Here is a 13,567-nt window from a genome sequence, read left to right as displayed (position 1 = left end):
CCATGCCGCGCTTCGAAGTCAAGCAATCCGCCAAGCTCAATCTGACGTCCTACTCGGGCCTGGCGTTGATCGGGCAGTGCTGCCAGGCGGCACAGGTCGAGGCGGTGATCGACCCGAGGCTGCCGGTGTCGCAGGGTATGCGGAGCTCGGACCTGGTCAAGTCGGTGGTGGGGCTGCTGAGCCTGGGCAAAAGCGACTTCGAGGCGATCGAGCCGTTTCGCGGCGACCGCTTCTTCAAGGAAGCGCTCGGGCTCGCCAAGGTGCCCGGCAGCGTGTGGATGCGCCAACGGCTCGATGCCCGCGCGGCCGAGCTGCGCGAGCTGACCGACGAGCTGAGCCTGCGCCTGCTCGAGCGCACCGAGGCGCCGATCACGGCGCACAAGGGCTACGTCTGCGCCGATCTGGACACCTTCGTGATGGACAACTCCGACACCAAGAAGGAGGCGGTCAGCCGCACTTACCAGGGCGTCGATGGCTACACGCCGATCGCGCTGTACCTGGGCAACGAGGGCTGGAACCTCGGCCTGGAGCTGCGCGCGGGGTCGCACCACTCGGCGCTGGAGACCGAGTATTTCTTCGAGCGCGCGTTCCCGCGCCTGCGCCGGGTGTGTGCGGCCGATGCGAAGCTGCTGTGGCGGGCCGACAGCGGCTTCGACAGCGCCCGGCTGCTGTTCGCGCTGGCCGACGAGCGCGATCGCTGGGCAGCGCTGGGGCGTTCGTTCGACTACCTCACCAAGTGGAATCCGCGCCGTCAGGACAAGACCGCCTGGGTGGACCGGGCCGAGGCCGCCGGCGTCTTCGAGGAAGTGCGCGCGGGCAAGCGGGTGGGGCTGCTGGACCTGAAGATCGACCGTGCCTGGAAGAAGGCCAAGCGCACGCTGCGTCTGGTGGTGCGGGTGACCGAGCGCACGATCGACAAGAAGGGCCAGCACCTGCTGACCCCCGAGATCGAGATCGAAGGCTGGTGGACCAGCCTCGAAGTGGCGATGGCCGACGTGATCGAGCTCTACAAGCACCACGGCACGCACGAGCAGTTCCACTCCGAGATCAAGACCGACCTGGACCTCGAGCGCCTGCCCTCGGGCAAGTTCGACACCAACGACGCGGTCATGCATCTGGCCGCGTTCGCCTACAACTGCCTGCGCCTGATCGGCCAACTCGGGCTGACCGGCGAGCTCTCGCCGATCCGTCACCCGGCCAAGCGCCGACGCATCAAGACAGTGCTGCAGGAGGTGATGTACCGTGCGGCGAAGTTCGTCGAACACGCCCGCCGCCTGGTGCTGGACTTCGGACGCGGCGTCGCCGCGCATGTGAAGGTGTTCACCACGGTGCAGGCGCGACTGTGCGCGGTGGCTTCGCCGTGATGCAAATCCGACGGCCGAATTCTCCGAATCGAGGCCATTTCGCTGCGGCGAAAGGGCGACGGCCGCGTGGGAGCAGGAAAATGACGTAGCGCACCCCCCGTAAGCCCGGCTCGCCGGGCCTCCGGGCCGTGAAAGGACGGTGCTCGGGGCTGCGGTGAGCTGAGATTGGGAGTCAGGCAGCAGAAAAATCATGCGCTGGGGCTCGCGGAGCGGGTACGCGCTGAAGACAACACGGATTCAGGATAAGGCCATACGCGCCTTCGTCGAGGCTGTGCTCGCTGTACGCAGCATGAAGAGCCAAATGAAGCTTCTCCAGAGTTTCTTCTGGCTTGATAACGGAGATTTCAAACTCTCCGTTGCGAATGTCCCGGTGCTATGTGCCCTATGGTGCGCCCTTGATCTGCCACTCGACTGGTGGCGCGACCCGGGTAACAGGCTCGCGTTGCAGCGTCTTCGCGCTTTCGACCCCTTGTGGTTTGAAGATGCCTATCAGCACGCGTTTGCGGCGTGTATTGGCCTGGCGTTGATCGAGCCGGTTTCGGCGCGGCTTGGCGGGACTGCACCTCCCGTCGAGGGTGGCTCGCGGGTTCATCGTCTGCCTGCCGGAACGGTCCAGCGCATCAGAGAGAAAACAAATTGAAAAAGCACTACTTCTCGCAGCTTCTACCTGAACTTGCTACTCGTGCTTCGCGTGCGACCCTGAGCCGTTTGGGGTTCTCGAATGCCTCGCTCCGTGCTTATCTGGAGCGCACCTTTTCTGCCTCCTACGGCGCAAAAGGTTGCTTTGTCGGCGACCCGGTGTTCGAAGCCACTTTTGGCTGGGAGGAGGCGGAACATAGCCTGGCCGAACTCAGCCCCGAGCTGCTGACGCCAGCCCTAGTGTCAGCCCTCGATCGGCCAGGCGGGGATGCAAAAAGCAGTTACCGTTTCCCTCGCGAGGCTCGCCCTTACCGCCACCAGCTCGAGGCGTGGCGGATTCTGGGGCAAGATAAGCCGCAGTCGGTGGTCGTGACCAGCGGCACGGGATCGGGCAAGACCGAATGCTTCATGGTGCCGATTCTGGATCAGCTTGCGCGTGCGCATGCCCAGCGCGGGTCGAAGCTGATTGGGGTGCAGGCATTGTTCCTCTACCCGTTGAACGCCCTAATCCAGAGTCAGCGAGAGCGCCTGAACGCCTGGACGTCATCCTTCGGCGACGGGCTACGGTTCTGCCTCTACAACGGACTGACCCCACAGAAGCAGCCGCAAGGCTTGCGCGATCAGCTGCGAAATGAGGTGCTCGATCGTGAGTCCCTTCGCGCTGCACCTCCGCCGCTTTTGGTGACTAACGCGACCATGCTCGAGTACATGCTCGTGCGCGCGCAGGACGCCCCCATCCTCGAACAGTCGCAAGGCGCGCTCAAGTGGATCGTGCTCGATGAGGCTCATACCTACATCGGCTCCCAGGCTGCGGAACTTGCGCTGCTGCTGCGTCGCGTGCTTCACGCCTTTGGTGTCACACCCGAACAGGTTCGCTTTGTCGCAACCTCCGCGACGATCGGGGGCGGCGAGGCCGAGGCGCAATTGCGGGAGTTCCTTGCGCGCGTGGCTGGTCTGAGCCTCGATCGCGTTCACGTCGTTTCGGGTCACAGAGTTGTGCCGGACCTAGATGCAGGCGAGCCCGCTTACGCTGATGCCTCACTCGAGGCCTTGGAGTCGATCGCGGAGGATCCCGAACGCCTCTACGCGGCCTTGTGCGCTAATAAAACGGCGCGTTCCATCCGAGCGAGCTTCACTCCGCCCAACGATCGAGTTCGGTCGCTGTTCTCACTTGCGGGGAGCCTGTGCGGTCATGTCGCGCCCGAAGCGTCAGACAAGGCAAAGGCGCTGCGTTGGCTCGACTTGCTGACTTTGGCGCAGTCGCGTCCGAAGGGGAAGCCAGCCAAATCGTATCTGCCGCTACGCGCACATCTTTTCCATAACGTGCTTGATGGGCTTTGGGCATGCGCGGACCCGGGGTGCAGGTGCAAGGCCGGTACGGAGCTGGATTCACCGGACTGGTCATTCGGGTTGGTCTACACCGAGCCGCGGAAACACTGCGAGTGCGGCTCGCCCGTTTATGAGCTTCGATCCTGTAACGAGTGCAACACCACCTACCTGTGGGCGCGTCAATATGGGCCTGGGGAGGATGGCAAGTACCGTCTGCTCCAGACGACCGAAGAGGAGGTCGATGAGTTCTCGCTGGACACGGAGCGCTCCGAGGAGGATGAGCAGCAGGCCCAAGTGAGACCTGGTTATTCCCCGCTCTTGATTGCGAATGCCCATAAGGGCGCGACGGAAGAGATTCTTGTCGATGCCGCTACCCTTGTCCTTTATCCGTTGGAGCTGGACGGGGCAGTACGTCTCAGGGGGCGAGACGAATCGGTCATTGATGACCAAGGGACGCGTGCAATGGTGTGCCCCGAGTGCGGGGCCCATGATGCTTCAAGTGGGTTGGGGCTTTTCCGCAAGGCAATCCTTGGCGCACCGTTCCTGCTTGGCGAGATCGTTCCGACGCTCCTCGAGTTCTGTCCGGACATCGATAGTTCGGAGGCGAAGCCCCTGGAGCGGCCTTATCGTGGTCGTCGAATGATCTCCTTCACGGACAGCCGGCAGGGTACGGCTCGCATCGCAGCCCGACTGCAGCAGGACTCAGAGCGCAATCGTATTCGCGGCCTGGTGTTCAAGAAGGTATTGACGTCGGGGAGCGCGGGCGGGGATGCAGATAGGGCGAAGTTGCAGAGTGACATCGACACCCTTTGCCGGGCGCTCGAGCTCGCGCCGAGTCCTGCACTGCAGGTTATGGTCGACGAAAAGAGGCAGGCGCTTCAGGCGCTGTCCGGATACCGACCCGTGCCCTTTGCCGATATGGTGCAGTGGCTGAGTACCGTAGCCAGTGACGTCAAGGAGTGGATGCATGAATACTACAGCGAGCAAGACCCTGGAGAGTTTGGGAAAGGTGATGGCAGGGAGCGTTTGGCCGACATCCTACTAACCAGGGAGTTTGCCCGGCGACCAAAGAGAGCGAACTCGCTCGAAACCATGGGCCTGGTTCGGACCACTTATCCGAAGCTCGAGGCGATTACACGCCTGCCGGATTTTTCGGGAAGTGCTCCCCAGATCGCGCTAGCTGACTGGAAGGACTTCCTGAAGATTGCCCTGGATTTTCACGCCAGGGGCGGCTCGTTCATCAACCTTCCAAACGCGTGGCGGAAATGGGGCGGTACAAAGCTTTCAGCAAGGCAGTTCCTGCCTCCTGAATCAAAAGAGGCTCAAACGAACCTCTACAAGCGTTGGCCACAGTGCCAGGCTACCGAGCGGCAGAGCCGACTTGTGAGACTGCTAGCACGCGGCTTGAACATCGACCCGCAGTCAGCATCAGGCCGCAACACGATAGATGTGCTCTTGAGGGGGGCTTGGAAGCAACTGGTTGAGCTGGGCATGCTTGAGATGGGCGGTACCGGTCGTTACCTCAAGCTGGATAGCTTGGCACTTGCACCCTTCGACAAGGCATGGCTATGCCCTGTGACGCGCAGGGTGCTCGACACGACCTTCATGGGCATGACTCCCTATCTCCCTGAGCAGGCCAAGTCGGACAGAGTCGCGAAGTGTGTCCCGTTGAAGATGCCGGACTACAGCCCAATCGCAAATCTGGATGACATCGGAGACCAGAGAGTTGAGGTCGTTCGCGATTGGCTCAATACGGATGACACGGTTGCAGCACTTCGCAATGAGGGGCTCTGGTCCGATCTGAATGACCGCGTCGTCGAGGGGGCGTTCTACTTCCGTGCCGCCGAGCATTCTGCACAGCAACCGGGTGCGCGTCTCGCCAAGTATGAGGCGGCGTTCAAGAGTGGCGGGATCAACTTACTGAGCTGCTCGACCACCATGGAGATGGGTGTCGATATCGGGGGGATCTCGGTGGTGGCCATGAACAACGTGCCGCCCCATCCGGCGAATTATTTGCAGCGCGCGGGTCGTGCGGGCCGTCGTAGCGAGACCCGATCGGTTGCGCTGTCGCTTTGCAAGTCGAACCCACACGATCAGCAGGTCTTCGCCAATCCCATGTGGCCGTTCGAGACGGTTCTGCCTGCTCCCCGGGTCCAGTTGAGCAGTCCGATCCTGGTGCAGCGCCACCTGAATTCAATGCTACTTGCAAACTTCTTGCGCAAGGAGCTTTCTGGCCCTGGCTCCGCCGAGAAGCTGAATCTGGAGTGGTGGATGCTGCCGGCGGATCAGTCGCGGCAGCAGCGCTTCTACGCTTGGACGCAGTGTTTCTCGAGCGGAAATGAGCCCGAGCTTGCCAAGGGTCTGCGATCGCTCCTCCGGCATACACCGCATGAAGGTACGGCTTCGTTGGAGCGGCTGGTCGCAGAAGCAGGAAGGATGGCGAAAGACCACGCCAGGAAATGGTTCTCCGAGTTCGATGTCGTTGAAGCCGAGTTGGCACGTTTGTCGACCCCTCCCGGCATGACAGAGCCCGCCTACAAAGCGCTCAAGATCCAGCGCAAGCGGCTGACCGGCGAGTATCTGCTGCGCGAACTTGCCACAGAGGGCTTTCTCCCGGGGTACGGGTTCCCGACGGACATCGCCCCGTTGGACACCTTGACCGTCGATGAGCTGGCCCGTATTGAAGCCAAGCAAAGGCGTCAGCAACAGGAAGAGACTGGCCGCATCGATAACCGGATGCGCTTCCGTGAATTGCCGAGCCGCGACATGGTGACTGCCCTGCGGGAATACGCCCCCGGCTCGGAGGTGGTGATCGATGGACTTGTTTATCGTGCTGCAGGCATCACGTTGAACTGGCATACCCCAGCCTCGGTGACCGAGGCGAATGAGATCCAGAATATCCGTGACGCATGGCGATGCCGTCACTGCGGCTCGAGCGGCACACATTTGCGAGCGAGCCGATTGCACGAGTGCCCGGATTGCGGGTCACCACTCGGCGCCGATAAGGAAGTGCGCTTCGATTATCTTGAGCCCGCAGGCTTTGCCGTTGATCTCTACAGCACCCCGGACAACGATGTTTCCACGCAGACCTTTGTCCCGGTGTCGCTTCCTTGGATCAACGCGAATGGCGAGTGGCTCTCGCTGGCGAATCCCGCGCTGGGCGTGCACCGAAGTAGCGTGGACGGTGTTGTGTTTCATCATTCGGGAGGTATCCATGGTCATGGCTTTGCGATTTGCCTCTGCTGTGGACGCGCGGAGCCGATGGATGGCGAGGATGATCTTCCTGATGCCTTCTTCGATCACAAGAAGGGGAAGCTGAAGGAGCACAGGCGGCTTCGCGGTGCGCAGGGTGGCGAGACGAGTGTTTGCGAAGGAAGCTATAACGCCTACTCGATCCAGCGCGGTCTGAGGTTGGGTCATGAGGCCAGAACGGATGTGCTCGAATTGGTGCTGCGTGGCCTGGATGATCAGCCCATACGCGATCGTAAGACCGCTTTTACGCTCGCGGTGGCCATACGCAACGCCGTCGCTGCGACTTTGGGTATCGAGTCGTCGGAGTTGGGGTGCGATACGAAGCCTGTGCGCTTCCTCGGTGAAGGGAGCTGCCAAGCGATTGTGGTCTTCGACCGAAGCGCCTCCGGTTACGCATCCTCAGTCGCCGACCGGTTGCCGCAGATCCTCCGTGCGGCCGCAGGTGAGTTGAATTGTTCCGAAAGCTGCGACTCAGCGTGCCAACACTGTTTGTTGGACTTTGATACCCGGTTCCGCCTTGATGATCTCGATCGACATGCTGGCCAAGGTTTTCTGTCTGGCGAGTGGCTGACTGCCTTGGAGTTGCCCGCTGAACTTGCTCACTTTGGTCTCAGCTCTGTTGCTGAGCATCAGACCCTTGTGGAGGCAATCACGCGTGAGTTGGCCATGCCCTCGTGCGAAGTGCTGCGGATTTTTCTAGGTGGTGAGCCGGAAGGCTGGGATCTCGCCGTCTCTCCACTCCGTCGCTGTGTCTCGCGCTGGGCGGCCACAGGAGTCGCCGTGGAACTGGTACTCCGCGCAGAGGCTGTTCAGCATGTATCGCGGGGAGATCAATCGGTTCTGGCGGCGATGGCTATGCTGGACGGGGTCACGCTCAGGGTCGGAAAGGCGGCTTCCATCGCGGAAGGCTCTGCTGTTCTGGCTGAAGTCGGACAAGGCGGACGCACGATCGCATGGGCGGGTCTCGAAGGTCGTACCGTTCCTGGTCCCAACTGGGGCGATTGTGATGGAGCGGTTCTTGTTCGAGGGGCTGCGATCAAGCCGGCAGCGTTGGGCGAGGTTCTGAAGTTTGAACTCTCGGTGCCGGAGGATTTGCCGGCACAAACGGCGAGGATCGAGCTTGGTAATGAGTTCGACGGCATGGCGGACGGATTTGGTCGTCGCATGGTCGAGAGCTTCCAATCGCATCTCGGAACCTCCTTGATTCCGCCTGGTGACAGGGTTGTGGGACTCGCGTATCACGATCGATATCTCAATGCGCCGCTGCCCGTGGTGTTGCTGCTCGATTTCGTGTGTGCGTTGCGCGGAGTTGCAGACGATGCCTGGGATGTGAGGCAAGTCGAACTGAGGGTTTCCCCCGTACCCGAAGCTCAGATGGCCCGTATGCCCCCGAGTAAGGTGTGGCACAACTGGGCGAGCAACGAGGAGCGGGATCAGGCGCTCGTTGCCGCGTTTGAGTACGCGGGACTCGAACTCTCTCTTGAGACCCTGACCAAGAGCGATGCGATCCATGCGAGGAGGCTCGACATCAGTTTCGCGAGCGGCAAGAAGCTCCAGGTCTGGTTAGATCAGGGCTTCTCGTACTGGCAGATCCCGCGGGAGCGCAACTTGAGTGGGGGGCGCTCTTGGTTCCCGTTCTCCGGAGACAAAGAACGTCAGGCGGAGAGCATCGGGCGTGCCGAATTTCGGATCGAGGGGCAGGCCTACCCAACCTATGTGTTCTTGGGTTGGTCCTAAACGAAGGCCCGGTAGCCTTCCCTGAAGGCTACCGGGCCCGTACTACCACCGCTCGGCTTATTTCACCGTTCTTGAGAAATCTATTTCACAGATGTGAGAAAAATTTCAGAACGAGTGAGAACCTACAGCCGCTACAAAAAATCACACATCGATGTTCTGCGCATACAGCGCATTGCCTTCGATGAACGCCCTTCTCGGCTCCACGTTATCCCCCATCAGCGTGGTGAAGATCTCGTCGGCGGCGATCGCGTCGTCGATCTGCACGCGCAGCAGGCGGCGCACGGCGGGGTCCATGGTGGTCTCCCAGAGCTGCTCGGGGTTCATCTCGCCGAGGCCCTTGTAGCGCTGCTTGCTGAGGCCGCGCTCGACGTCGGCGAGCATCCACTTGATGGCGTCGGCGAAGCGGGTGACGGTCTGGCGCTTTTCGCCGCGGCGGATCTCGGCGCCGGGGCCGATGAGGCCGCTGATGGCCTCGGCGGCGTTGCGGATGCTGCGGTAGTCGCCGGAGACCAGGAAGTCGTGCTCGACCCAGCCGAACTTGCGGTTGCCGTGGTGCAGGCGCTCGATGGTGAGGCGCCAGCTTTCCGCTTCTTCGTGGTATTCGGCGTAGATCTGCAGGCCTTCGGGCAGGTGGGGCTGGATGCGCTCGGCCGAGGCGCGGGCGGCGGCCTCGTCGTCGAGGCTGACCTCGATGTCGTGCGCCAGCATCACCTGCAGCACTTCGGGGTCGATGTAGCTGGCCAGGCGCCGGGTGACGGCTTCGGCGAGCAGGTAGGTGCGCGCCAGGCCGCCGAGGGCCTCGTCGGCGATCGGGCTGGCGCCTTCGCGCGGCACCAGCACGGCGCCGTCGAGGGCGAGGCGCAGCAGGTGGTTGGAGAGCTCGCTGTCGTCCTTGATGTACATCTCGTTCTTGCCGTGCTTGATCTTGTACAGCGGCGGCTGGGCGATGTAGATGTGGCCGCGCTCGACCAGCTCGGGCATCTGGCGGTAGAAGAAGGTGAGCAGCAGGGTGCGGATGTGGGCGCCGTCGACGTCGGCGTCGGTCATCAGGATGATGCGGTGGTAGCGCAGCTTCTCGGGCTTGTAGTCGTCCTTGCCGATGCTGGTGCCGAGCGCGGTGATCAGGGTGGCGATCTCCTGGCTCTGCAGCAGCTTGTCGAAGCGGGCCTTTTCGACGTTGAGGATCTTGCCCTTGAGCGGCAGGATCGCCTGGAACTTGCGGTCGCGGCCCTGCTTGGCCGAGCCGCCTGCGGAGTCGCCCTCGACGAGGTAGAGCTCGCACAGCGCGGGGTCCTTCTCCTGGCAGTCGGCGAGCTTGCCGGGCAGGCCGACGCCGTCGAGCACGCCCTTGCGGCGCGTCATCTCGCGCGCCTTGCGGGCGGCGTCGCGGGCGCGCGCGGCCTCGACGATCTTGTTGCAGATGGTCTTGGCGTCGATCGGGTTCTCGAGCAGGAAGTCGCCGAGCTTGTTGGCGACGACCTCTTCCACCGCCGGGCGGGCCTCGGAGGACACCAGCTTCATCTTGGTCTGGCTGGCGAACTTGGGGTCGGGCATCTTGACCGAGAGCACGCAGGCGAGGCCTTCGCGCATGTCGTCACCGGTGATGTCGACCTTGGCCTTCTTGGCGATCTCGTTTTCTTCGATGTACTTGTTGATGACGCGCGTCATCGCCGCGCGCAGGCCGGTGAGGTGGGTGCCGCCGTCGGCCTGCGGGATGTTGTTGGTGTAGCACAGCACCTGTTCCTGGTAGCTGTCGTTCCACTGCATGGCGACTTCGACCGAGAGCTCGGCGTCGTGGCCCTGGCCGGTGGGGATGCGGGTGGTGCCGGTGGCGTAGAAGACGTTGGGGTGCAGCACCGTCTTGGCGCGGTTGATGTACTCGACGAAGCCTTTGACGCCGCCGGCGAAGGCGAAGTCTTCTTCCTTTCCGGTGCGCTGGTCGATGAGGCGGATCTTGACGCCGTTGTTGAGGAAGGAGAGCTCGCGCAGGCGCTTGGCGAGGATGTCGTAGTGGTACTCGACGGTGCCGAAGATCTCGTCGTCAGCGAGGTAGTGCACCTTGGTGCCGCGCTTGGTGGTCTCGCCGATGACGCGCGCCGGGCTGACCTCGACGCCGTCGACGAGCTCGATGACGCGGTTCTGCGGCTTGCCGCGCTCGAACTCCAGCAGGTGGCGCTTGCCGTCGCGGGCGACGGTGACGTGCATCCACTTCGACAGCGCGTTGACGCAGGACACGCCCACGCCGTGCAGGCCGCCGGAGACCTTGTAGCTGTTCTGGTTGAACTTGCCGCCGGCGTGCAGCACGCACATGACGATCTCGGCCGCGCTGCGCTTGGGTTCGTGCTTGTCGTCCATCTTGACGCCGACCGGGATGCCGCGGCCGTTGTCGGTGACCGAGATGGAGTTGTCGGCGTGGATGGTGATGACGATGTCGTCGCAGTGGCCGGCCAGGGCCTCGTCGATCGAGTTGTCCACGACCTCGAACACCATGTGGTGCAGGCCGGTGCCGTCGGAGGTGTCGCCGATGTACATGCCGGGGCGCTTGCGTACCGCTTCCAGGCCTTCGAGCTGCTGGATGCTGGTTTCGTCGTAGTCTTCGTGCGCCTTGGCGGATGCGGTGGGCTGATCTTGCGGTTGGGACATGGTCATCTCGGTGATTCGTAAAGAACGGGTGCTGCGGTAGTGCGGGCGTTGCGGGTGCCCGTTGCGGGGCGGCGCATGCTGCGAGCTTTGTGCCCTCGCCGCCGGGTAGGCTGGCGCCGGGGTATGAAGGCTCGCGGCTGCCGCCGCTCCTACATAAGGCTCGCGGCGGCGGCTGCTCCTGCACGGGGATCAGATGCGCATCGGCATCACGACGTACTTGAACTTCTCGTTGCCCGGCAGGGTGATCAGGGCGCTGGAGTTGCCGTCGTTGAAGCGCCAGTCGACCGTCTCGGAACTGAGGTTGTTGAGCACGTCGAGCAGGTAGGTGACGTTGAAGCCGATGTCGAGCTTGTCGCCCTGGTAGTCGATCTCGAGCTCGTCCATGGCCTCTTCCTGCTCGGCGTTGGTCGACACGATGCGCAGCAGGCCGTCCTCGAGCACCATGCGCACGCCGCGGAACTTGTCGTTGGTGAGGATGGCGGCGCGCTGCAGCGCGGACAGCAGCGGCTGGCGGGCGAAGTGGATGAGCTTGGGGTGCGCGGTGGGGATCACGCGCTCGTAGTCGGGGAACTTGCCGTCGATGAGCTTGGTGACGAGCTCGATCGAGCCGAAGCGGAACACCGCCTGGTTGCCGGCGAGCAGGATCTCGAGCGGGTCGTCGCTGTCGGCGAGCTGGCGCGCGAGCTCGAGCACGGTCTTGCGCGGCAGGATGGCCTCGGTGCGCTGTGCGTGCTGGGCGTCGAGCGGCGCGTCGAGGTCGGACGCGGCGTAGGCGAGGCGGTGGCCGTCGGTGGCGACCATGCGCAGCTCGCTGCCTTCGGCGATCAGCAGCAGGCCGTTGAGGTAGTAGCGGATGTCCTGCTGCGCCATCGCGTAGGCCACCTGGGCGAGCTGGCGCTTGAAGGCGCGCTGGCCGATGCTGAGCCGGGCGCCGGCGTCCTCGGGCGGGTTCAGGCGCGGGTAGTCGGCGGCGGGCAGGGTCTGGAGCTGGAAGCGGCTGCGCCCGGCCTTGACGGTGAGGCGCTTGTCGTCGAGCGTCAGCGAGATCTCGGCGGAGTCGGGCAGGGCGCGCAGGATGTCCTGCAGCTTGCGCGCGCCGACGGTGATCGCCACGTCCTCGCCGCCGATGTGGCCGCCGGTGGTGGTGCGGATCTGGATCTCGATGTCGGTGGCCAGCATGGTGAGCTGGTCGGCGTGCTTCTCGATCAGCACGTTCGACAGGATGGGCAGGGTGTGGCGCTTCTCGACGATGCCGGCGACCGACTGCAGCGGGGCCAGGAGCGCATCGCGGGTGGTGGTGAGCAGGAGCATGGCGTCAGATCGGGTCGATGGGTTGATCGGAAGTGTTCGGTGGTTTGGTGGCGTTCAGGCGGCTCAGCCGCGCAGGACCTGGGTGAGCACGTGGACGTCGTGGTTGAGCTGGGCGTCGCCGAGGCGCAGCTCGGTGATGGTTCGGCAGGCGTGCAGCACGGTGGTGTGGTCGCGGCCGCCGAAGGCCTCGCCGATCGCCGGCAGCGACATCGGGGTGAGCTCCTTGGCCAGCCACATCGCCACCTGGCGCGGGCGCGCGATGACGCGCGTGCGCTTCTTGGAGTGCATGTCGGCGATCTTGATCTTGTAGTAGTCGGCGACGGTCTTCTGGATGTGCTCGATCGAGAGCTGGCGGTTGTGCGCGTGCAGCAGGTCCTTGAGCGCCTCCTTGGCGACCTCGAGGCCGATCTGGCGGCCATGGAAGCGCGCGTAGGCGACGACCTTGTTGAGCGCGCCCTCGAGCTCGCGCACGTTCGAGCGCAGGTTCTTGGCGATCAGGAAGGCGACGTCGTCGTCGACCAGCACGCGCAGGGCCTCGGCCTTCTTCTTGAGGATGGCGACGCGCATCTCGAGCTCGGGCGGCTCGATCTGCACGGTGAGGCCCCAGTCGAAGCGCGAGATGAGGCGGTCTTCCAGGCCCTGGATGTCCTTGGGGTAGGTGTCGCAGGTGATGACGATCTGCTTGCGCGCCTCGGTGAGCGCGTTGAAGGCGTGGAAGAACTCTTCCTGCGTGCGGTTCTTGTTATTGAAGAACTGGATGTCGTCGATGATCAGCATGTCGAGCGAGCGGTAGTAGCGCTTGAAGGCGTCGAAGCTCTTCTGCTGATAGGCGCGCACCACGTCGGCGTAGTAGTCCTCGACGTGCACGTAGCGGATGACCGCGCGCGGGTTGTGGCGGAACACCGCGTTGCCGATGGCGTGCACCAGGTGGGTCTTGCCGAGGCCGACGCCGCCGTAGACGAACAGCGGGTTGTAGGACGTGCCCGGGTTCTGCGCCACCTGCATGGCGGCGGCGCGGGCGAGGTCGTTGGCGCGGCCGGTGACCAGGGTGTCGAAGGTGAAGTCGGGGTTGAGCCGGGTCTTCTCGTAGGCGAGATCGAGGCCGGAGCTCGGTTCGCTGCTGTGGGAGCGGGGCGCCGCGGCGCGCCGGGGGCGCACGGGCGGCTCCACCGACTCGGCGGCCTCGAGCGCGTCGACGACTGCAGGCGCTGTTGCGGCGGCCTCGACGGCTCGGGCGGGGGTGGCCTCGATGGTCGGCGCCGGGGCGTGCGTGCGCGCCGGCGCCGCATCCG

General features: G+C 63.6%; 6 protein-coding genes. 3 read left to right on the top strand and 3 right to left on the bottom strand.

Features of this window, described 5'->3' with window-relative positions; translation table 11 throughout:
- Positions 1-2: 2 nt before the first annotated feature.
- The 3 genes from C667_RS07855 (at position 3) to C667_RS07850 (ending at position 8,321) form a co-directional block, all read left to right on the top strand.
- Positions 3-1,364 carry an IS1380 family transposase gene (locus C667_RS07855; RefSeq protein ID WP_004357889.1) on the top strand — a complete coding sequence of 454 codons (1,362 nt, stop codon included), beginning with the start codon at positions 3-5 and terminating at the stop codon, positions 1,362-1,364.
- 190 nt (positions 1,365-1,554) lie between these two features.
- Positions 1,555-2,004: a hypothetical protein gene (locus C667_RS25645; protein WP_157302242.1), complete on the top strand. Its 450-nt coding sequence runs from the start codon at positions 1,555-1,557 to the stop codon at positions 2,002-2,004.
- Positions 2,001-8,321 carry a DEAD/DEAH box helicase gene (locus C667_RS07850; RefSeq protein WP_039921003.1) on the top strand — a complete coding sequence of 2,107 codons (6,321 nt, stop codon included), beginning with the start codon at positions 2,001-2,003 and terminating at the stop codon, positions 8,319-8,321. The genes C667_RS25645 and C667_RS07850 overlap by 4 nt, the downstream gene beginning before the upstream one ends.
- A gap of 141 nt (positions 8,322-8,462) precedes the next feature.
- Here C667_RS07850 and gyrB read toward each other — a convergent pair whose 3' ends face one another.
- The 3 genes from gyrB to dnaA form a co-directional block, all read right to left on the bottom strand.
- Complete coding sequence (gene gyrB / locus C667_RS07845; RefSeq protein WP_039921004.1) at positions 8,463-10,964, bottom strand: DNA topoisomerase (ATP-hydrolyzing) subunit B; 2,502 nt, start codon at positions 10,962-10,964, stop codon at positions 8,463-8,465.
- Between the two features lie 189 nt (positions 10,965-11,153).
- Entirely contained in the window at positions 11,154-12,275 is a 1,122-nt protein-coding gene (gene dnaN, locus C667_RS07840) for a DNA polymerase III subunit beta (RefSeq protein ID WP_004360006.1), read from the bottom strand.
- 63 nt (positions 12,276-12,338) lie between these two features.
- The coding region (gene dnaA, locus C667_RS07835) for a chromosomal replication initiator protein DnaA (protein ID WP_004360004.1) at positions 12,339-13,567 on the bottom strand (1,229 nt) is incomplete at its 5' end.

This window comes from Thauera phenylacetica B4P, from assembly GCF_000310225.1.
GTDB classification, from domain to species: domain Bacteria; phylum Pseudomonadota; class Gammaproteobacteria; order Burkholderiales; family Rhodocyclaceae; genus Thauera; species Thauera phenylacetica.
The sequence above is the reverse complement of the archived record's forward strand: the minus strand, read 5'-3'. Positions and strand labels throughout refer to the sequence as shown.